The sequence below is a fragment of the Nocardia paucivorans NBRC 100373 genome (genome assembly GCF_000308675.1).
GTDB classification, from domain to species: domain Bacteria; phylum Actinomycetota; class Actinomycetes; order Mycobacteriales; family Mycobacteriaceae; genus Nocardia; species Nocardia paucivorans.
Genome location: NZ_BAGE01000035.1, coordinates 1 through 20,351, shown reverse-complemented (window position 1 = coordinate 20,351; position 20,351 = coordinate 1). Strand labels below are relative to the sequence as shown.

The window sequence follows — 20,351 nt, the reverse complement described above, 5'->3', positions numbered from 1 at the left end:
ATTTCGCATCAAATTGATTTGATATATATTACCCATGTGTCGACTTCCGAACGAGTACAGGTCCCGCTGCTGATACAGATGGCGTCCCATCCGCTGCGATGGAACCTGATGACCGAACTGGCCTTCAGCGATCGCCGGGTAAGGGAACTGGTCGACGCCGTGGGCGAGCCACAGAACCTGGTCTCGTACCATCTGCGACTGTTGCGTTCGGCCGGACTGGTCACCGCGCGACGCAGCAGCTTCGACGGCCGCGACAGCTACTACCACCTCGATATGGCCCGCTGCGCTGTCGCATTCAGGGAGGCGGCGGCCGCTTTGCACCCGGCGCCGGCATCCACGGGCAAGCGCCGACACGTCGGCGGTTCGGTGTTGTTCCTGTGCACCGGAAACAGTGCGCGATCCCCGATCGCCGAGGCATTGCTGCGGCACCGCATCGAAGGCATCGATGTCACCAGCGCAGGCAGCCATCCTGCACCGCGAATGCATCCGAACACGGTTCGGGTCCTCCGCGAGGACTACGGCATCGACCTGCAACACCGCCGGCCGCAGTCACTGGACGCCGTCGCCGGGCGACACTTCGATTACGTGATCACGTTGTGCGACAAGATCCGCGAAGTCCCCCGCGACCACGGACCGGCCGTCGCGGTGCATTGGAGCCTGCCCAATCCCACCGAAGCCGGCACCTCCGATACGGCGACCTACCCGGAATTCCGGCACGTGGCCCGAGAACTCGATACCCGCATCGGCTTTCTGCCCATCCGAGAACAATTCGAAGGAGCCCCACTGTGACCACTGCACCGACCGAGCTCGCCCGCGTCCGATACCTCGTCGACGATGTACGTGCAGCCGTCGACTTCTACACCACTCATCTCGGCTTCGGCATCGACTTCGATGCCGCGCCCGCCTTCGCCGCCATCCGGCGTGGTCCGTTGCAGTTGCTTCTCGCCGGGCCCAAGAGTTCCGCCGGACGTCCCCTACCCGACGGTACCGTTCCGGCGCCGGGCACCGGCTGGAACCGCATCCAGCTCGTCGTCGACGATATCCACGCCGAAACGGCGAGGCTGCGAGCTACCGGAATCGGCTTCCGTAACGACATCATCGACGGCCCCGGCGGGCAGCAGGTCCTACTGCACGACCCGGCGGGCAATCTCGTCGAACTGTTCCAGCCCAACCCGCACGGCGCACGGTGAACGCACCTTTCACACCGGGCACGACCTCGCACACCGATAGGGTGGCCAGGACAGAACGTCAGAGGCCACGGTGGCGTGATCCGAGGCTGCTCGGTACCGTGGCGCTGCTCGTCGTCCTGGTGGCGCTCGCACCGCTGCTCCCGATCCCCGGCCCCGAACAGATCCGTGATTGGGCACAGCGAACCGGCCCCTGGTTCCCCCTGGCATTCTTCGTCGCGCACGCACTGGCAACCGTCGTCGTCCCACGGGTTCCGTTCGTTCTCGGTGCCGGGCTCCTGTTCGGGCCCGTCACCGGAGTCGCCGTCGCGATCGGCGCCACCACCGTGAGCGCACTACTCGCATTCCTGCTGGTCCGAGTGTTCGGCCGCGGTATGGTCGCAGACCGGTTGACCCACCGGGCGGTCTCCGCCGTCGACCGTCGCCTGGCGCGCCGCGGCTGGCTCGCGGTCGGATCGCTTCGACTGATCAGCCCGATCCCCTTCTCGCTGGCCAGCTTCTGCGCCGGCCTCTCGTCGGTCCGACTCGTGCCCTATCTGATCGCCACGGCCGTCGGTGTGCTCCCCGGTACGGTCGCCCTCATCACCCTCGCCGACGCACTCACCGGACGCACCGAGCCCTCCCTCATCGCCGTCTCGGCAATCGGTATCACGGTCGGCGTCATAGGCCTTGTCGTCGACGCGCGTCTGGGAATCGAGGATCCGACCCCGGGCGAGGACGACCCGGCGCGGGCGCATTCACCGCTCCCCCACCTCCCGAAACCACTCGATACGAGTCCTTCCACCGGTGGAACGGTCTCCTCACCATCGGACGAAGGCCGAAGTCCGTTCTCCTGCGAGGCCGAAGAACGACGGGAGGCAGGGTGAGTGATCCCGCATCGCCCGAGACCGCAGACCGGCTGAGCCGCCGCCTCGGCCTCACCGACGCCATTGTCATCGGACTCGGCGCGATGATCGGTGCGGGTATCTTCACCGCTCTCGCACCCGCCGCCCACGCGGCCGGGTCGGGACTGCCGATCGGCCTGGTGATCGCGGCAACGGTCGCCTACTGCAATGCGATCTCCTCGGCACGGTTGGCCGCACGTTATCCGACCTCGGGCGGCGCCTACGTCTACGGGCGGGAACGGCTCGGCCGATTCTGGGGCTATCTGGCCGGGTGGGCATTCGTGGTCGGCAAGACCGCATCCTGTGCGGCAATGGCGCTCACCATCGGTGTCTACGCCTGGCCCGACCATGCGCACGCGGTCGCGGTGGCCGCGGTGGTCACGGTGGTCGCGGTCGACTACGTGGGGGTGCAGAAATCCGCGTGGCTCACCCGACTCATCGTCGTGGTGGTGTCGGCGGTGCTCGCCGCCGTCGCGGTGACCGCGTTCGGTTCGGATGCCGCCGAGAGTGCGCGACTCGCATTCGGTTCCGATATCACCGTCGGCGGAGTGCTGCAGGCGGCGGGATTGCTGTTCTTCGCCTTCGCCGGATACGCGCGCATCGCCACCCTCGGTGAGGAGGTCCGTGATCCCGCTCGCATCATTCCCCGAGCCGTGCCGATCGCTCTGGTCATCACCCTGGTCGTGTATGCGATGGTGGCCGGGGCCGCACTGATGGTGCTGGGCCCACAGCACTTGGCCCGGACCGCCGCGCCGCTGACGGAGGTGGTGCGGATCGCGGGGGCCGAGTGGTTGGAACCGGTGGTGCGGGCGGGGTCCGTCGTGGCCGCGCTCGGATCATTGCTGGCACTCGTCCTCGGTGTTTCGCGCACCACCTTGGCCATGGCCCGCGACCGATACCTGTTCCCCGCATTGGCCGCCGTACATCCGCGCTATCGGGTGCCGCATCGCGCCGAGATCACCATCGGCGTGGTCGTCGCCGTGGTGGCCGCGACCGCCGATATCCGCGCGGCAATCGGCTTCTCCTCTTTCGGCGTGCTGCTCTACTACGCCGTCGCCAATGCCTCGGCCTACACACTCGCCCAGGGTGGGAATCGATGGGGCCGGGTCGTCCCCGTTCTCGGTCTGGCGGGCTGCCTCGTCCTCGTATGCACTCTGCCGCTGTCCTCCATCGTCACCGGCGCGGTGGTCATGGCCGTGGGAGCACTCGTATACGGTCTACGGCGCGGTATCGCCGGCGCTTCGACGACACCGATGCACGGAAACGCCGACCGCTGAGCGGGAAACGGACGGCCGATCGGCCACTCGACGCCAGGACCGCTCATACCCTTCACGCACCACCGCTGTCGCGTTACGGTGGCGGCGCGGCGCGAGTCGCCATGCGGATCTGCGCCCGGTATCGCTCGACGAAGGGCAGAACCTGCTGTTCGATCACCGTGTTGTATTCCCGGGGCCGCTCCCGCGGATTGGCGTGACCGGTATTGCGGGGGCGCACCACCAGCAGGGATCCGTCCGGGCCGCCGACCCGCTCCACCAGCATCCGGTGCGAATACACGACATCGACGACCGGATCGTTCGCCGCATTGCGGGGACGGATGAATACGATGGCGGGCCGCGGTTTTCCGTGCGCCGGGCGGGACAGTACCCGCAGATTGTCGCCGGCGCCGCCCGCCACGATCGCCAGGAACTGCGCTTCGATCAGACCGTTGCTCGCGGCATCGTCGTTGAAGATCTTCTCCCGCAGAACATCCGCGACGGTCTCGCCCAGATCGCCGACGCGAATACCGGGGACACCGGTGCGGTCGAGGAACCGGTCCCGGCGGGCGTAGGTCTCCACCAGCAACCGCAGACTGCGGCTCTCCCGGGCACCGGGCAGCCACCGCATCCAGCGCACCATGTCCTCGCCCAGGCTGCGGCTTTCCGGGCGTACCGCATCCAGATCCAGCGGGGTGCAGTCCAACAGCACCCCGACCAGGTGGCGGTCGCTGTCGGTGTGGATGTGTTGGGCGACCTCGAGCGCCACCACTCCGCCCATACTGTGGCCGACCAGGACGATATTGCGCACCCCCGACATCGCGGTGGCCCGAACGATCAGATCGGCGATGACCTTCGTATCGATACCGGTGTTGTCGTAGCGAATCGCCCACACCACCCCCATCCGGCGCAGCGACGGTAGCGCCGCGGCGGTATCGGCGGCATTGAGTCCCCCGAGACCGACCATATCGACGACCGCGGTGTCCCATCCGCTCTCCTCGGCCGGACCGGCCACCGGCAGCAAGGTCGGCGCGGTGCGGGACAGCCGATCCCGTTCCGGGGCGACGTCACGAGCCAGGTATTGGGCGAACAGCACCAGCACGAACAGCAGCAACACGGCCATCCGCAAGGCCACCGATCGGGTGCGACGCAATCTCGTCCACCGGTATCCCCACCGTGTCTCCCGCAGCCGGGCCCGGCGCCGCGCATCGTCCCAGTCGGCGACGGTGGACGGGGGCCGAGGGTACAACGGCGACATATGCGCCAGGGTAGGCACGGCCGGCGGCCCCGTGCCACGATCGCCGCGGCGACGTACGACACGCTCACGGCGGCAACGGTCGCCGGAACGCCGAAACGTCCCCACCGGACATATCCGGCGGGGACGCTCCGATTCACCGGGATTATCGGCCGTTCGAGGATTCGTTTCGACCGCCGACCTCGGCGAATGCCCGGGCGTACCGGGTGCCCACCAGTAGCAGCAGAATCCCCACCACCAGGAACGCGGCGACCCGGATCAGGCCGTCGAGGGTGGCCAGGTCGAAGATGAACAGCTTGACCAGCGCCGCGGTCGTCACCGACAGTCCACCGCCGAGGGCGATTCCGGCCACCCCGGCGGCGGGGTTGCGCAGACCGTACAGCAGCGCACCGGTAGCGGCCACCATCCAGATCATGGTCGCGACACTATGGCCGATGACGAATCCGTCGGCGGTGCCGGCGGCCGTACCGATGGACACGGCGGCCGCGGTCACCAGGTACAGCGCGGCGGCCCCGGCCGTGATCCACAGCACCCGTTCCGCGGAGCCGTGCGCATCCTGTCCGGCCGACCGGAGCAGTTTCCGCACCGCCCACACCGTCACCACCACCAGTCCCAGGCCGACGACGGCGGCCAGGGCGGTGACCGGACCCAGCCCCCATTCGGCCTCCCGCGAGGTGGCCAGGGTTGCCGGTCGGGCCTGAGCGAGGAAGAACAGACCACCCAGCCCCGCGAAGGCACCGCCGATCCCGGCCGCGGCCCGCGACAGCAGCTGCCCACCCACACCGAGGAAACCGAGCGCGACGAGGAACAGCGCAATGGGCAGGGTGCGGAAATCGGTCACCTGAACACAGGTTTCCAGAAGCGCGAATGCCGCGACCACGGCCGCCGCGCCGGCGGTGTGACCGGGTATCCGGGCGATATCGCGAAGTTTCGACACCAGCGGCGATACCGCCGGCGCGAGCAGTACGACCGCGTAACCGCCCGCGATGACGGCAGTGACCGGTTTGCCGAACAGACCCGGCACGAGCAGCAGCGGGGCGGCCGCGGCCGCGAAGGTGAGGGTGGCCACGAGATCCGCCGGACGGCGGCGCACCACCGCCACGGTGCCGACCAGGCCGATCACCGCCAGTGCGACCGTGGCCGACAACAACAGGTACAGCCGGTCCCGTTCGAAGGGGTCGAAGGCGGCGATCGCACAGATCACCAGGGCGGTCACCACCGCCGGCACGGTGCGGACCAGGTGCAGAAACGGCCAGTCACGCTCGAATTGCACCGGCAGAAAGGCCAACTGCAAAACGATGAGGAAGGCGAGCAACGACAAGTCGAGTGTCACGAAGGGCGCCAGGAGCGCCGCACCCGCCACCACCAGCACCGCCAGCAACTGGGAACGCCATCGGACGGACAATCCCACCCCGGCCGCGGCCACCGCCAACGCCGCGGCCAATCCCGGCACCGGGTGCAACCATTCGTATATCGCCGTTATCGCGACCACATCCAGGTAGACGCCCGCAATACCGGTAGCGGCCAAGGCGATACCGCCGACCCGTCCCCCGTCGCGCCCGTACACCCGCGCCCCGACCCCTATCAGCGCCACCGAGAAGGCCGCCCCGGCCACAACTCTCGGTATCGGTCCGAACACCCCCGCCTGGGCGGCGAGGACGAGCAACATCACGATGCCGATCAGGGTGACCCCCACCCCGGCGACGGCGAGTACGCGGCTGATCATCCCATCGCGCTGCCACCATGGTTCCCGTGACCCGGGTTTCGGTCGGCCCCCGGCCGGCGGTGCGGCACCGGACCATGCGCGGGCGCTCGGTGCGCTGTATCGCGGCGGCACCGTCCCCGCGTAGCCGGGTCGATACGGCTGTTGTGGAATCCATGCGCCGGTGGGCATACCGGTCGGTGACGGGGGTCGTGGCGGCATACCCGGCCAGGCGGGGGCGAACTCCTGCGGAGGAACGGGATCGGTTGCCGCCGCCGCGGCAAAGGCCTCCGCCCGGGAGTCGGGTGCCTTCTCGCCGGTCCGGTCCACGGCCGAATCCACCGGTGTGTCCTTCTCCGCCTCCATCTCGGGCGATGCTTCGACCGCTCCGGTTTCCGGTGGGGCGGTGGACGGGAGACTGTCGGGTCGCGAGGTCTCGACATTCACATACTGTTCCCCCGCCGGGGGCGGGGTGGGTGTCCCGAGCGCCTTCGGCTCGCTTCCCTCGGCGACCGACCCACCCGCGAGCAGCTGGGCACGCAGTAGTCCCAGGTCGTGTCCGAGCGCCCCCATATGCCTGCCCAGCGTGGTGAACTCGCCGGAAAGGCGTTCTATCAGTGCCGGATCGATAGTGGTGGTCATACCATCGATGCTCGACCACCGCGACCGTCCGCACATGAGTAGTACTACTCGGTAGCGTGCCGGGATCTACTCGATTTCCTCCGGTCCCACCGATTTCCTCCGGTCCCACCGATGCGATGCGCGCCATCCCGTTTCGGTACGACGCCGCCGCATCGTCACCCGCGCCGACTATTCCAAGCCCTGTTCGATGGCGTATCTGGTGAGTTCCACCCGATTGGCCAGATGCAGTTTGCGCAGGGTGGCCTGGACATGGTTCTCGACGGTTCGATGGCTCAAACCCAACCGGGCCGCGATCTGTTTGGCGGACAACCCTTTCGCCACCATACGCAGCACCTCGGTTTCCCGCTCGGTCAGCGCGGGACGACTCGGCGCACCGGAATCGGCGGGCGCATTGGCCATCCGACGGTATTCGCCGAGGACCAGCCCGGCCAGCCCCGGCGTGAACACCGCCTGCCCGGCGGCGGTGGCCCGCACGGCGGCGATCAGCTCCGCCGCCGACGCGCTCTTGACCAGATACCCCGAGGCACCCGCCTTGACGGCATCCAGGACATCACCGCGTTCCGCCGACGCCGACAGCACCAATACCCGACTGTCGGGTGATACCCGCAAGACCTCGGCGGTGGCCCGGGCACCACTGCCATCGGGCAGCTGCATATCCATGAGCACCACGGTGGGCCGAACGGCCGCGGCCCGGCGGGCGGCCGAGGCGACGCCGTCGGCGGTGGCGGTCACCGTGAAACCGGCCTCGGTGAGATCGCGGGACACCCCCTCCCGCCACATGGGGTGGTCGTCCACCACCATGACCGAGATCCCCTCGGCCTCGGTTCGATCGGCCACCGCGGGCCCTCCTCTCCGCCGTTTCCGCCCGCCTATCGTGCCAGAGTCCGTGGGGCGGATCAGGCGGTGCGGGGCACCCGGAACTCCCATTCCGTGCCCTCCCCCACCGTATCCGCGGTGAGCAACTCGGCGGTGCCGCCGAGTGCGGCAATACGTCCGGTGATCGACCGCGACACCCCCATCCGCCCCTCGGCCTCGGCTTCGGCCAGCCGACCGGGCGGAATACCGACACCGTCATCGCGCACACTGACGACGAGTTCCGTTCCGGTGTCCTCCACCAGCACATAGGCACGGGCGCCCGGTCCGGCGTGCAATTCGACATTGTGCAAAGCGGTGGCCACCGCGGCGGCGATCTCGTGGGCGACCCGGCGTTCGATCCGCACCGGATCCCCCGGCATCGACACCGATACCGTGGGGGAGGCATAACCGGTCAGCAGCGAACGCAGATCCACTTCACCACCCCCGGTGTCGACCTCGGTGCCCTGCTCGGAGATCAGCATGCGCAACGCCACTTCCTGTTCACCGGCCCGCCGCGCCAATTCCTCGGTGGGTCCGCCTATCTCGCCGCCCCGGCGTTTGATGTAACTGAGCACCTGCAACACACCGTCGTGTACCTCGCGGGCCAGCCGTTCCCGTTCCTCGGCGGCCGCGGTCATCCGCACCGCGCGCTGTAACTGCTCCTGGGCGCGGCGCGCGGTATTGGCCGCCAGCCCCAGAGCCAGTCCGACCGACACCAGCACCGGGGCGGTCGCATCGCTCCAGACGTCTTCTCCCCATTGTTCGCGGACGGTGAGGATCACCGCCGCAATCAGCAGACCGGAACCGACCCCGACCGTCGGCCCGCGCAGAATCGCCGCGGAGATCACCGCGTTGGTCGCCCACATGGTGGTCGGCAGCGGCTGATGCCCGTGATACCAGTCGTAGTCGGCGACCAGCCGGGTGGCGGCGATCAATCCGATCACCACGATATGGTCGCCGATCACCACACGCCGCCGGGTGCGGGCGACCTCCGTGGTATGCCACTGCGCCAATGCCAGGGCCGATATCCCCGACCACATCACCATCACGGCTATGCAGAACCAGCTCAGCCGCTGATTGTGGTAGTACGGCACCGAGGCGAACTGCTGCCCGATCGCATACAGCAGCGTCACCAACCGAAATGCCTGCACGGCCCGCCAGAGCGGGCCGGTCGCCGCATCGGCCGGGTCCGGCTCGGACACCCGCGCGCCACTTCGCTCGGCCACCGTCGGACAACTCCGCTCAGACCGGTATCGCTAGGGCGTCGAATCCGCGGCCCCGGCTCGTCGTCCCGGTGGTCACCGGCCGGGGCGGCATCACCGCACCGGCGTGCAAGACCTGGCGCAACGGGTCCGGGAGCACAGCGATATCCCGTGCGGCGGACGTGCTGATCGACATGGCGAAACCCTATGCGTCCCCGCCACACCACACAACGAATTCCGGTGGCCGCACCGGCAGACGGGTTATCCGGCTCCCAGATATCGCGCGGTCCATGTCCGGGGGAACCAGGTGGGCGCCGCGGCACGGAATTTCTCCGGCGACCAGGAACCGGCCCCCGCCGGTATGGTCGCGACGAGTTCGGCGCCGGTGACCCGGGGCAGGTCCGAGCGATTGGTCCGCATCGCCAGATCCGGATCGTCCGGCCAGGAACCGACGACCAGCCCGGCGCACGGAACCCCCGCGGCGCGCAGGACACGGGTGGTCAGCTCGCTGTGGTTGAGGGTGCCGAGGCCGGGCGCGGCAACCACCAGTACGGGCGCCGCCAACTCCACGGCCAGGTCGAGCAGGGTGAAATCACCGAGCCGTACCAGCAGTCCGCCCGCGCCTTCCACCAGCACCACATCGGCCCCGGCGAGATCGTCCACGGCGGCGGCGGTTTCGGCCAGGGTGAGCAGGGGCGCGCCGCACCGACGGGCAGCGGTGTCGGGGGCCAATGGCTCGGGGTAGCGGGCCAGTTCCACGGTGCGGCCGGCTCCGCCGAGGTTCGCGACGACGGCCAGATCACCGGGTTCCCCTTCGACGACACCGGTTTGGGCGGGTTTGCAGACGGCGACGGTGCGGCCGGCGGCCCGGGCGGTGGCGGCCAGGGCGGCGGTCGTCACGGTTTTCCCGACTTCCGTGGAGGTTCCGGTGATCAGCAGCGGACTCATCGGCGCCTCACGATGCCATCGCGTCGGTGGCGCGGGCATGTGCCAGCACCTCGCCGAGGACGACCGCAATGGTGTCGATATCGGTGGGCGACAGGTCGGCGCGGGCGGTGATCCGCAGCCGGGAGGTGCCCTCCGGCACACTCGGCGGACGGAAACAGCCCACCTCCAGCCCGCGTTCCCGGCAGGCCAGGGCGGCCTCGTAGGCCACCTGCGCATCGCCGAGCACCACCGAGACCACCGCCGAGTCCGGTGTGGGCACATCCGCGATCCGCGCGATTTCCGCCGCCCGCTCCAGGACCTGTCCGGCCAATCCGGGGTCCGCGCGCAACACCTGCAGTGCCGCACGAGCGGCGCCCACCGCGGCGGGCGCCAAACCGGTGTCGAAGATGAATGTGCGCGCGGCATCGATCAGATGCGCCCGCACCCGATGGCTCGCCAGTATCGCGCCACCCTGCGCGGCCAGGGCCTTCGACAGGGTGGCGGTGACGATCAGATCCGGTTCCCCCGCCAGCCCCACCTCGTGCACCAGACCGCGACCGCCGGCGCCGCGCACCCCGATCCCGTGTGCCTCGTCCACGATCAGCACCGCGCCATTGGCCCGGGTCACCCGGTGCAATTCGACGAGCGGCGCCAGGTTCCCGTCGGCGCTGAACACCGAGTCGGTGAGTACCAGTGCCCGTTCTTCGGTGCGTTCGGCGAGCAGGCGGTCGACCGCCGCCACATCACAGTGCGGGGCGATCTCCACCCGGGCCCGGGACAACCGGCAGGCGTCCACCAGAGAGGCATGGCTGCGCGCGTCGGAGACCACGAGCGAGCCCCGCCCGGCCAATGCCGTCACCACCCCGAGGTTGGCGGCGTATCCGGAGGCGAAGACCAGTCCCGATTCGGCCCCGACGAACTCGGCCAATTCCATTTCGAGCAATTCGTGATCGGTGGTGGTCCCGGTCACCAGCCGCGATCCGGTCGCGCCGGTGCCCCAGCGGCGCACCGCTTCGATCGCCGCCTCGATCACCTCGGGCCGGCGCGCCAGGCCCAGATAGTCGTTGGAGGCCAGATCCAGCGCCGACGAATGCACCGCTCGGGGCCGCAACTGCCGGCGCAATCCGACGGCCACCCGTTCGGCAGCGCGCTCATCCAGCCAGGCCAAGGGGTCGATCATCACAGCTGTACACCATACTTGAACGCCGTTCAGGAACTCGTCCCGGCCGGGTGACCCCATCTCCCGAGCACGACACGCCCCACGCACTCGACGACCACCGGCAACGAATCCCGGGAGTTCACGACGAGGCGAACCAACCGGGCGTATCCAACCGGAACGGCCCATCGGGGGTGAGGGTGCGCAGATCGGCCTCCAATGCGGCCGGCCGATCGGCTCCGATGAGGGCGGCCCACCGACGGTGGATGCGATCGAAGGCGCGCACCGAGCGGTCCAGCGCATCGAGAGCCCGTTCGGTGAGCGTATAGACCTTGCGCCGGGCATCGGCCGGATCACGTCCGGGCGTCAGATACCCCAACCGCTCCAATGCCTCGACATGTTTGCCCGCGGCCTGTTTCGAGATACCCAGGGCACGACCGAGGTCGGCGGCGGTGCAGCCGTTCGCACCACCGATCCGGCCGATGGCCTGGAACATGAAACCGTGCATGGGCCGCAGCTCGGCGTGTCCGTGTTCGGCGAGATCCGCGTGCACCTCGTCGATGACGACACGGAATCCGAGCAGCATGCGCAACGGTAGTTCATAGCCACCGGACTCCGGGGAACGGCCGGTGTTCGGGGATCCCGTTGACATAATGGACAACCTCGTTGACTATATGCTCGTTGACTATATGGACAACTTTGTTGTCCATCTTGGCGAGTAGCCGTCATGCCGATCATCCGACAGTCCGAAACCCGCCGTACCGAAACCCCCGATGCCGTGATGACCACCCTCGCCTCACCCACCCTGGGCGGATCGTCGCAGCTCCTGTGGCGGGTCGAGATGACGGCGGACAACCGCGGACCCATGCACTCCTGCGATACGGAACAGATCTGGACCATCCTCACCGGCCGGGCGAGCTTCGACCTGGACGGCACCCCTCGAGGCCACCGAAGGCGATACCGTCATCCTGCCCGCCGAAGCCACCCGACGGATATCCGCGGGACCGCAGGGTTACACCGCCCCGGCCGATGCCGCCGTGCGCACCCCGGACAGCGGTGATCCGATCGTTCCGGCATGGATGGCCTGATCAGCACGAGGCCGCGGCGGCCGCCACCATGGCCGCGGTGACGGTTGCGATATCGTCCGTGCCACTGATGAACGGCGGCATGGCGTAGACGAGATTCCGGAACGGCCGCAGCCAGGCCCCGGCCGCCACCGCCGCGTCGGTCGCCGCGCGCATATCCACCGGACGGTCGAGCTCGAGCACCCCGATGGCGCCGAGAACCCGCACATCCACCACCCCCGGCAACCCGCGCGCCGGTGCCAATCCCTCGATCAGCTCCGCCTCGATCCGTGTCACCTCCCCATACCAGTCGCGCGCGAGCAGCAGTTCGATCGAGGCGACGGCGACCGCGCAGGCCAAGGGGTTGCCCATGAAGGTGGGCCCGTGCATGAGCCCACCGTGCGCGGCACTGATCGTCTCGGCGATCCGGGTCGTACACAGAGTGGCCGCCAGGGTGAGGTATCCGCCGGTCAAGGCCTTGCCGACACAGATGACATCCGGCGACACCCCGGCGTGTTCGGCGGCGAAGAAAGCGCCGGTGCGGCCGAACCCGGTGGCGATCTCGTCGAAGATCAGCAGGACCTCGTGCGCGTCGCACAGTCGCCGCAGATCGGCGAGATATCGCGGATCGTGCCAGCGCATCCCGCCCGCACCCTGCACCACCGGCTCGACGATCACCGCCGCCAGTTCGTCGGCGTGGGCGGCCAGAGCGGTCTCCAGCTCCCGGACGTAGTCGTCGCGGTAGTCACGCGGCGGCGCGGAGACGAAAATCTGGTCGGCCAGCACATCGGTCCACAGGGCGTGCATCCCGCCCTCGGGATCGCAGACGCTCATCGGGGTGAAGGTGTCGCCGTGATAGCCGCCGCGCCAGGTGAGCAGCCGCCGTTTGTTCGGGCGGCCGAGCGAGCGCCAGTACTGTAGACACATCTTGGCCGCGACCTCGACCGACACCGAACCGGAGTCACACAGGAACACCTTGTCCAATCCGGCCGGGGTATGACGCACCAGCAGTTCGGCCAACCGCACGGCCGGCTCGTGGGTGAGCCCGCCGAACATCACATGGCTCATTCGTTGCGATTGCTCCCGCAGGGCCGCGTCCAGGACCGGATGCCGGTAACCGTGGACGGCCGCCCACCAGGAGCTCATTCCGTCGACCAGTTCCCGTCCGTCGGCCAGGGTCAGGCGGGTTCCGGCGGCCGAGGCGACCACCAGCGGTTGGGTGGTGGGCGGAAAACCGCCGTAGGGATGCCAGACATATCGCGCGTCGAGGGCGGTGATCTCGGCGGGGGTCAATACCACGAGAGCTCGGGTCCTTCGCTGTCGGCGACGGCCGCACGGCACGCACCGCCGCGGCCTGAACGTTGTTCAAGTTAGCAATCGTCCGGGGCATTCCCCTCCAGGGGTCGCCGATCCTTCTCCGTGAGCGCCACCGGCCCACGCGTCAGAACATCGATCACCAGACCCAGGTGGTGTCGCATCTCGTCGAACTCCTCGACCCCCATCCCGACCCGCAGCACCTCCTCGATCCGCGCGATCCGCGCCCCGGCGATCCGCAGCGCGACGATCCCGGCCTCGGTGCATTCCACCAATCGGGCCCGCCGATCGGTGGGGTCCACCCGACGCCGAACCAGTCCGGCCCGCTCCAGCTGTCCGATCAGCTCCCCCATGGACTGCTGCGTCATCCCCGCCGCTTCGGCCAGTGCCCCCACCCGCGACCCCGCGGGATCGAGATAGCGGAAGACCGCGTAGTGGGCAGGTCGCAATTCGTCGCCCAATCGGGCGCGCAATTCCCGGTTCAGTTCGTCCTCGAAGGCCCGGGCGGCGCGAATGAGCAGCTGCAACAGTGAGGGTTCGGCGGACCTCGGCAGATCGGACACCGAAAGCGACGAAGACGGCGACGAAGACGGCGACGAGGACATCGAAGACATTGACATATTATGAAGGTAACCTTTCTAATTGTCTCATGACCACCGGCGACACACTCACCTTCCGTAGCGGCCATCGCGTCACGGTGCTCGCCGAGGGCACCGATGATCAGGGCACGTACCTACGTTTGCGTCACGAACTCCCGATCCCCGCCCGGCAGGCCGGACCGCACTGGCACCCGGTACTCACCGAACGGTGGACCGTCCGGCAGGGCGCGGTGCGTTTTCGCATCGCCGGCCGCACGATCCACGCCCGCCCCGGCGATACCGTGACGGCCCCCGCGCGCACGGTGCACGAATTCCGAAGCGCCGAACCGAATACCGTGATAGAACACGAAATCCGCCCCGCACTGCGGCATCGGCGCATGTTCGAATTGTGGTGCGCGCTCGACAATGCCGGTCGAACCACCTGCTCCGGCGTCCCGCGCGACCCGCTGGCACTGGCATTGCTGTGGGAGCAACAGGATGGCTATCTCGCCGGTATCCCGGCCCGGCCGCAACGAGCGATCCTCGGCCCACTGGCCGCGCTCGCCCGAAAACTCGGTTATGAGCGCCGGTGGTCGGCGGATCGCACCGCGAATCGGTAGGCCGAAAGGCCACCACCCGCCCGGTTCCGCGTCCGGTGGCGCTACTGTCGATGCCATGTGTGCGCCCGATTTGCCACGCCTGCTCGTCCACCGTCCCGGCTGACGAGTCGTTCGCATGACCGAGCCGTCACCCGAGACCGAGCCGATTCCCGAGAAGCGCATGTTCGAAGCCCCACCGACCGTGCCCGCCCGACGCCGTGTCCGGCACACCCCGGTGCGCAGCACCTACCGGCTACAACTGCGTCCCGACGTACTCACCTTCGCGGGCGCCGCCGCCATCGCCGAATACCTGCAACAACTGGGCATCTCGCATCTGTACCTCTCCCCGGTCATGACCGCCCAGCCCGGTTCCATCCACGGCTACGACGTCACCGACCCCACCACGGTTTCCGCCGCCCTGGGTGGCCCCGGCGGACTCAAGGCCCTCTCCGACGAGGTCCGCGCCCGCGGGATGGGCCTGATCATCGACCTGGTGCCCAACCATGTCGGCGTCGGCAATCCGCAGCACAACCGCTGGTGGTGGGATGTGCTGCGCAACGGCCGTCGCTCGAAATACGCCCACTACTTCGATATCGACTGGAGCCCCGGCAACGGCGCGGGGGGACGACTGGCGCTACCGGTATTACAGAGCGAGAACGACCCCGCCGCGCTCACCGTCGACCGCACCGGGCCCGAACCCATGCTGGCCCTGCACGATATGCGGTTCCCCATCGCCCCCGGCACCGACGGCGACAACGCCCTGCGCATCCACGACAAACAGCACTATCGGTTGGTGAGCTGGAAATCGGGGGTGTGCGGCTACCGCCGCTATCTGGCGGTGAACACCCTGGCCGCCCTGCGCCAAGAGGAGACCGAGGTCTTCGATATCACCCATCGGGAACTCATGGCCTGGTGCGATCACGATCTCATCGATGGTGTCCGGGTGGATCATCCCGACGGCCTCACCGACCCGGCGTCCTATCTGGCCCGTCTGCGTCGAATCATCGGCCCGCACCGCCTCCTGCTGGTGGAGAAGATCCTGTCCAATCGGGAACCCCTCGATCCCACCCTCCCGATCGATGGCACCACCGGCTACGAGGCACTCGCCGATTTCGGCGGGGTGTTGATCGATCCGGCCGGTGAGAAACCGCTCACCGAACTGTCGCGGGCCGTCGCCGGTCACGGCAGCGACCGCGTCTGGATCGGAGAGAAACAGCATCGCATCAAACGCGCGGTCGCCGAAACCATTCTCGCCCCGGAGGTCCGCCGGCTGGTCACGGCGATCAAACAGGATGCCGGCGCCGAGGATTTCGACACCATGGCCCTGACCAACGCCACCATCGAGGTGCTGGCCTTCATGCCGGTGTATCGCTCCGACTACACCCCGCTGGCCGGGATGATCAGCGCCGTGGTGGCCGATGTGGAGCGGCGCAACAGCGAACTTCGGGTCCCGTTGTCGGTTTTGGTGCGGGCACTGGCCGCGGGCGGTTCCGCGACGACCCGCTTCGCCCAGGTGAACGGGGCGATCACCGCGAAAGCGGTGGAGGACATCATGTCCTACCGGGCGGTGCGCCTGGTGTCGCTACAGGATGTGGGCGGCAACCCGGCTCGATTCGGACATTCGGTCAACGAATTCCACCTGGCCAATATCGGCCGCGCCACCCGCTGGCCCGCCTCCATGACCACACTGTCCACCCACGACACCAAACGTGGTGAGGATGTGCGCGCCCGAATAGGGGTGCTGTCCCAGGTATCGCGGACCTGGGCCCGATCGGTGCTGTCCTGGTTGGAGATGGCCCCACCACCGGACGGCGCGACGGCGCTGTTCCTGTTGCAGAACATGTTCGGCGTCTGGCCCGCCGACGGTAGGCCCGCCTCCGCGGTACCGGGCCTGCGCGAACGGTTGCACGTCTTCGCCGAGAAGGCGATACGTGAGGCCGGTGAACACACGTCCTGGGAGGATCCCGATATCGAGTTCGAGGCCGCGGTGCACACCTGGCTGGACACGGTGATCGACGGGCCGGTCGGCGGACAACTCGGCGATCTGGCCCACGATCTGGCCCCGCACGCGTGGTCGGATTCGCTGGCGCAGAAACTGTTGCAGCTGTGCGCCCCCGGGATCCCCGACATCTACCAGGGCTGCGAGCTGTGGGAGGACTCGCTGGTCGATCCGGACAATCGACGTCCGGTGGACTTCGGTCGATGTGCCGCGATGCTGCATTCGCTGACCAGCACCCCGGAACCGGATATCACGGGGGCGGCGAAGATGTGGATCGTGGCCTACGCGCTGTGGCTACGCCGGGAGAAACCGGATTGTTTCGTCGGCGGCACCTACACACCCTTGTTCGCCTACGGTGAGCAGGAGGACAAACTGGTCGCCTATGCCCGCGGTCGGTTCGGGTCGGAGCCGGAGGTCGTCGTCGCCACCACCCGGCACAGCGTCGCCCTGGCCGAAACCGGCTGGGGCGACACCTTTCTCGAGCTGCCCAGTGGAAGCTGGACCGACCGACTGACCGGACACACCTTCCAGGGCCGGGCCCGGATGGAGAAACTGTTCGCCCGGCTGCCGGTGGCACTGCTGGTGCGCTGAGGCCGCGCCGGCGCGGGGTTATATCGGGCGGCCCGCCTTCGGTCGGAGATACGGATGCGGGTTGTGGTGCGCCGCGCGGTAGCGCCCCGTCACCCACAACAGCGCCCCCACCGCGGCCCCCACCAGGACCGCGGTCTGCGCGGACCCGGTGACGAGTCCCAGGACCAGAACGGTGAGCAGCGCGATCACCAGCGCCTCCAGTTTGTACAGCGGCCACCGGGTACCCGCAATATCGACGGCATCGTACGACTCCACCGCGGACGAGGCGGTGGCACGCGCCTGCACGGGACGAGGTACTGCCATCAGTTCAGGATACCCCTGTAAAGAAGTTCGGGAAGTCGAAATTATCGGCGGCCGGCCGGTCCCCGGCCCGCGGGAACACTCCGGCTCTCCGGCACGTTGCACGCCGTATGCCGCTTTCAGGAGAATACGCACCCAGCACGTCCGATTGGGCCCGCGAACAGGCCGAGAAGTACGAGAATTCCGGCGGAACCAAGGGCACGACCCTGCAGGGCATGCCGGTAGTGCTCCTCACCACCAAGGGCAACAAGACCGGCAAACTGCGCAAGACTCCGCTCATGCGGGTGGAACACGACGGCGAGTACGCGGTGGTCGCCTCGCTGGGCGGCGCGCCCAAACACCCGGTCTGGTACTACAACGTGATCGCCGATCCGCATGTGGAACTGCGCGACGGCACCGTCCAGAAGGATTACCTGGCCCGCGAGGTCTTCGGTGAGGAAAAGGCCGTGTGGTGGGAACGGGCGGTCGCCGCCTACCCGCCGTATGCCGACTACCAGAAGAAGACCGACCGACAGATCCCGGTTTTCGTTCTGACACCCCTGGATTGAGAGTTCCACCTCGTCCGGCCGGGCCGCCCGGCGGCATGCCCCGCCTCACCCCGGGACGTCGTCTCGGGCCGGCGGCCCTGTGGGTGCCCGCTCCGCCCTGGGACGGCGATGCCGCTCGGGGGACACGGATCGGCTGCCCGCCGGTCCGTGGGACGTGCCCGACGTGGTAGGTTGCGCAGGCCATGGGCCACGCCCGGAGATGGCCCCCACTGCGCTGCCACGAACCGGCAGGTGGCAGCATGGTCGAGTGGCCGATCCCCTCGATGTGCTCGAAGACATGTCACTGACCCGTCCCGCGCTGAACGCGGACGAGATCGACGCCGCCGCCAAACGCCTCGCCGAGATTATCGAGCCGACGCCGCTACAGCCCTGTCCGCGGCTGTCCGAAATCACCGGCGCACAGGTTTATCTGAAGCGCGAAGACCTCGGCGTGGTGCGCTCCTACAAACTGCGCGGCGCCTACAACCTGGTGGTGCAGCTCGATGAGCGTGAACGCGCGGCCGGGGTGGTCGCCGCCAGCGCGGGCAATCACGCCCAGGGCGTCGCCTTCGCCTGCCGGGCCATGGGTATCACCGGCCGAATCTACGTGCCGACCACCACCCCCAAACAGAAGCGCGACCGAATCCGCGCACATGGCGGCGAATTCGTACAGCTCATCGCCATCGGCGAAACCTACGACGCCGCGGCGGCGGCCGCCCAGGCCGATGTCCAACGCACCGGCGCCACCATGGTTCCCCCGTTCGACGACACCCGCACCGCGGCCGGTCAGGGCACCATCGCCGCCGAAATCCTGGAGCAGATGAATACCCCGCCCGACCTGGTGGTGGTACCGGTGGGCGGCGGGGGCTGCCTCGCCGGAATCGGCACCTATCTGCGGGAACGATCTCCCGCCACAGGCATCCTCGGGGTCGAGCCCAAGGGCGCGGCCTCCATGACGGCGGCCCTGATCTCGGGCGGTCCGGTGACCCTGCCGGAGGTCGACCCGTTCGTCGACGGCGCCGCGGTGCGCCGAGTGGGCGCGGTGCCGTACGCGGCGGTGTCCGGATTCGGCGGACGGGTGGTCTCGCACGCCTCGCTACCGCTGCTCACCGCGACCGAGCCACCGGCCGGTGCGGGCTCGTTCCGGATGATGCAGGTGGACGAGGGCGCGGTCTGCACCGCCATGCTGGACCTGTATCAGAACGAGGGCATTATCGCCGAACCCGCCGGGGCCCTGTCGGTGGCGGCGCTCACCGAGATCGACCTCTCCCCGTCCTCGACGGTGGTATGTCTGATCTCCGGTGGCAACAACGATGTCTCCCGCTACAGCGAGGTCATCGAGCGTTCCCTCGTCTACCAGGGGCTCAAGCACTATTTCCTGGTGGATTTCCCCCAGGAACCGGGCGCGCTGCGCCGCTTCCTGGACGAGGTGTTGGGCCCCGACGACGACATCACCCTGTTCGAGTACGTCAAACGCAACAACCGGGAGACCGGCGCCGCTTTGGTGGGTATCGAACTCGGCGTCCGGGAAGGGCTCGACCCGCTGTTGGCCCGGATCGCCGCCTCGCCCATCCAGTGCGAACGGCTCGAACCGGGATCCCCCGCCTATCGCTATCTCACCTGAATCGGATCGCGCGCGACACCGACCGGATGTCGCGCGCGATCCGGGGCTCAGGCAGCGATATCGGGGGCCTGCTCGCGGCTGATCCGCCCGGACGCCCGCAGCCCGGAAAGGATGAGCGGCAACAGCCACGCGGGGGTGGCCATATCCCAACCGATACTCTCGAGCGCCAGCCGGTTGTGCACGAATCCGATCGATAGGCCCGAACGTGGATCGGCCAGACCGAACGAGCCCCCGAGCCCGATATGACCGAAGGCGCTCCAGCCGCCCCGGGTGGGGAAGGTGTGGTAGCCCAGATGCCACAGTGGCGGCAGATAGAAGAACAGTCCGCCGTCGGGACGGTACCGCTCGATACGTCGAATGGCCTGCATGGCGGCCCCGGACAGGTATCTGCGACCGGCGATCATCCCATCGCATGCGAGCGGGGTGTACAGGGTGGCCAGACCGTTCGCGGTGCAGACACCGCCACCCGCGGCCATCTCGGTGGTCAGAATCGGCGGCTCCGCACCGGTGAGGATCTTCTCCAGACCCGGGGTGAACAACGAGCGGATGGCGGCCCCGGCGGCACCGGGCGCCCGGGCGAGTCCGTTCAGCAACCGCAGCCCCCACGGGGTGCCGGCGGCGTTCAGATGGGAACCGGTGCCCCGCGCCACCGTTATGGGAGACCCGGTATCCGGCCGGCCGAGATGGATACC

General features: G+C 68.4%; 21 protein-coding genes. 9 read left to right on the top strand and 12 right to left on the bottom strand.

Annotated features, from left to right (window positions below; all coding sequences use genetic code 11):
• Positions 1 to 36: 36 nt before the first annotated feature.
• From ON32_RS30505 to ON32_RS08305, 4 genes are read left to right on the top strand one after another with little or no spacing between them, the layout of a single operon-like run.
• Complete coding sequence (locus tag ON32_RS30505; protein ID WP_040790218.1) at positions 37 to 789, top strand: arsenate reductase/protein-tyrosine-phosphatase family protein; 753 nt, start codon at positions 37 to 39, stop codon at positions 787 to 789.
• A complete protein-coding gene (locus ON32_RS08315) occupies positions 786 to 1,190 on the top strand; it encodes a VOC family protein (RefSeq protein ID WP_040790217.1) in 405 nt (134 codons plus the stop codon). Before ON32_RS30505 ends, ON32_RS08315 begins: the two co-directional genes overlap by 4 nt.
• Before the next feature lie 41 nt (positions 1,191 to 1,231).
• Positions 1,232 to 2,053, top strand: coding sequence for a TVP38/TMEM64 family protein (locus tag ON32_RS08310; RefSeq protein WP_085995146.1), 822 nt, complete (start codon positions 1,232 to 1,234; stop codon positions 2,051 to 2,053).
• Positions 2,050 to 3,348 (top strand): APC family permease, encoded by a 1,299-nt coding sequence (locus tag ON32_RS08305; RefSeq protein ID WP_040790216.1) that lies wholly within the window; start codon positions 2,050 to 2,052, stop codon positions 3,346 to 3,348. The genes ON32_RS08310 and ON32_RS08305 overlap by 4 nt, the downstream gene beginning before the upstream one ends.
• Before the next feature lie 73 nt (positions 3,349 to 3,421).
• Here the strand turns inward: ON32_RS08305 and ON32_RS08300 are convergent, their stop codons facing one another.
• The 8 genes from ON32_RS08300 to ON32_RS08270 all read right to left on the bottom strand — a co-directional run bounded on the left by ON32_RS08300 (position 3,422) and on the right by ON32_RS08270 (position 11,715).
• A complete protein-coding gene (locus ON32_RS08300) occupies positions 3,422 to 4,582 on the bottom strand; it encodes an alpha/beta hydrolase (protein ID WP_040790215.1) in 1,161 nt (386 codons plus the stop codon).
• A gap of 142 nt (positions 4,583 to 4,724) precedes the next feature.
• Entirely contained in the window at positions 4,725 to 6,923 is a 2,199-nt protein-coding gene (locus ON32_RS08295) for a DUF2339 domain-containing protein (RefSeq protein ID WP_051133003.1), read from the bottom strand.
• Between the two features lie 168 nt (positions 6,924 to 7,091).
• On the bottom strand, positions 7,092 to 7,724 hold the full coding sequence (locus ON32_RS08290) for a response regulator (protein ID WP_051133027.1): 633 nt from the start codon (positions 7,722 to 7,724) through the stop codon (positions 7,092 to 7,094).
• Positions 7,725 to 7,819: 95 nt separating this feature from the next.
• Positions 7,820 to 9,004, bottom strand: a complete 1,185-nt coding sequence (gene macS / locus ON32_RS08285; protein ID WP_051133002.1) for a MacS family sensor histidine kinase — start codon at positions 9,002 to 9,004, stop codon at positions 7,820 to 7,822.
• A 16-nt stretch (positions 9,005 to 9,020) separates the two neighbouring features.
• Positions 9,021 to 9,176 carry a hypothetical protein gene (locus ON32_RS28760; protein ID WP_157224128.1) on the bottom strand — a complete coding sequence of 52 codons (156 nt, stop codon included), beginning with the start codon at positions 9,174 to 9,176 and terminating at the stop codon, positions 9,021 to 9,023.
• Positions 9,177 to 9,241: 65 nt separating this feature from the next.
• Positions 9,242 to 9,928 (bottom strand): dethiobiotin synthase, encoded by a 687-nt coding sequence (gene bioD, locus ON32_RS08280; protein ID WP_040790213.1) that lies wholly within the window; start codon positions 9,926 to 9,928, stop codon positions 9,242 to 9,244.
• Between the two features lie 7 nt (positions 9,929 to 9,935).
• Positions 9,936 to 11,087, bottom strand: coding sequence for an 8-amino-7-oxononanoate synthase (locus ON32_RS08275; RefSeq protein WP_040790212.1), 1,152 nt, complete (start codon positions 11,085 to 11,087; stop codon positions 9,936 to 9,938).
• A gap of 118 nt (positions 11,088 to 11,205) precedes the next feature.
• Positions 11,206 to 11,715, bottom strand: a complete 510-nt coding sequence (locus tag ON32_RS08270; protein ID WP_040790211.1) for a MarR family winged helix-turn-helix transcriptional regulator — start codon at positions 11,713 to 11,715, stop codon at positions 11,206 to 11,208.
• A gap of 75 nt (positions 11,716 to 11,790) precedes the next feature.
• Here ON32_RS08270 and ON32_RS29555 point away from each other — a divergent pair, with 75 nt between their 5' ends.
• Positions 11,791 to 12,123 carry a hypothetical protein gene (locus ON32_RS29555; protein WP_051133001.1) on the top strand — a complete coding sequence of 111 codons (333 nt, stop codon included), beginning with the start codon at positions 11,791 to 11,793 and terminating at the stop codon, positions 12,121 to 12,123.
• A gap of 28 nt (positions 12,124 to 12,151) precedes the next feature.
• On the opposite strand, the gene ON32_RS08260 is transcribed toward ON32_RS29555, so the two are convergent.
• Positions 12,152 to 13,426, bottom strand: coding sequence for an adenosylmethionine--8-amino-7-oxononanoate transaminase (locus ON32_RS08260; protein ID WP_040790209.1), 1,275 nt, complete (start codon positions 13,424 to 13,426; stop codon positions 12,152 to 12,154).
• A gap of 71 nt (positions 13,427 to 13,497) precedes the next feature.
• Positions 13,498 to 14,061, bottom strand: a complete 564-nt coding sequence (locus ON32_RS26965; RefSeq protein ID WP_245550884.1) for a MarR family winged helix-turn-helix transcriptional regulator — start codon at positions 14,059 to 14,061, stop codon at positions 13,498 to 13,500.
• Between the two features lie 29 nt (positions 14,062 to 14,090).
• Here ON32_RS26965 and ON32_RS08250 point away from each other — a divergent pair, with 29 nt between their 5' ends.
• Both ON32_RS08250 and treY read left to right on the top strand, forming a co-directional pair.
• On the top strand, positions 14,091 to 14,639 hold the full coding sequence (locus ON32_RS08250) for a cupin domain-containing protein (protein ID WP_040790207.1): 549 nt from the start codon (positions 14,091 to 14,093) through the stop codon (positions 14,637 to 14,639).
• Positions 14,640 to 14,799: 160 nt separating this feature from the next.
• On the top strand, positions 14,800 to 17,208 hold the full coding sequence (gene treY / locus ON32_RS08245) for a malto-oligosyltrehalose synthase (RefSeq protein ID WP_051133026.1): 2,409 nt from the start codon (positions 14,800 to 14,802) through the stop codon (positions 17,206 to 17,208).
• Positions 17,209 to 17,226: 18 nt separating this feature from the next.
• On the opposite strand, the gene ON32_RS08240 is transcribed toward treY, so the two are convergent.
• Positions 17,227 to 17,511 carry a hypothetical protein gene (locus tag ON32_RS08240; protein ID WP_040790205.1) on the bottom strand — a complete coding sequence of 95 codons (285 nt, stop codon included), beginning with the start codon at positions 17,509 to 17,511 and terminating at the stop codon, positions 17,227 to 17,229.
• A gap of 107 nt (positions 17,512 to 17,618) precedes the next feature.
• On the opposite strand from ON32_RS08240, the gene ON32_RS08235 reads away from it, so the two are divergent.
• Entirely contained in the window at positions 17,619 to 18,056 is a 438-nt protein-coding gene (locus tag ON32_RS08235) for a nitroreductase family deazaflavin-dependent oxidoreductase (protein ID WP_040790202.1), read from the top strand.
• A gap of 277 nt (positions 18,057 to 18,333) precedes the next feature.
• Complete coding sequence (gene ilvA / locus ON32_RS08230; protein ID WP_040790326.1) at positions 18,334 to 19,659, top strand: threonine ammonia-lyase IlvA; 1,326 nt, start codon at positions 18,334 to 18,336, stop codon at positions 19,657 to 19,659.
• A 47-nt stretch (positions 19,660 to 19,706) separates the two neighbouring features.
• Here ilvA and ON32_RS08225 read toward each other — a convergent pair.
• A partial coding sequence (locus ON32_RS08225) for a serine hydrolase (protein ID WP_157224127.1) occupies positions 19,707 to 20,351 on the bottom strand: 645 nt, incomplete at its 5' end.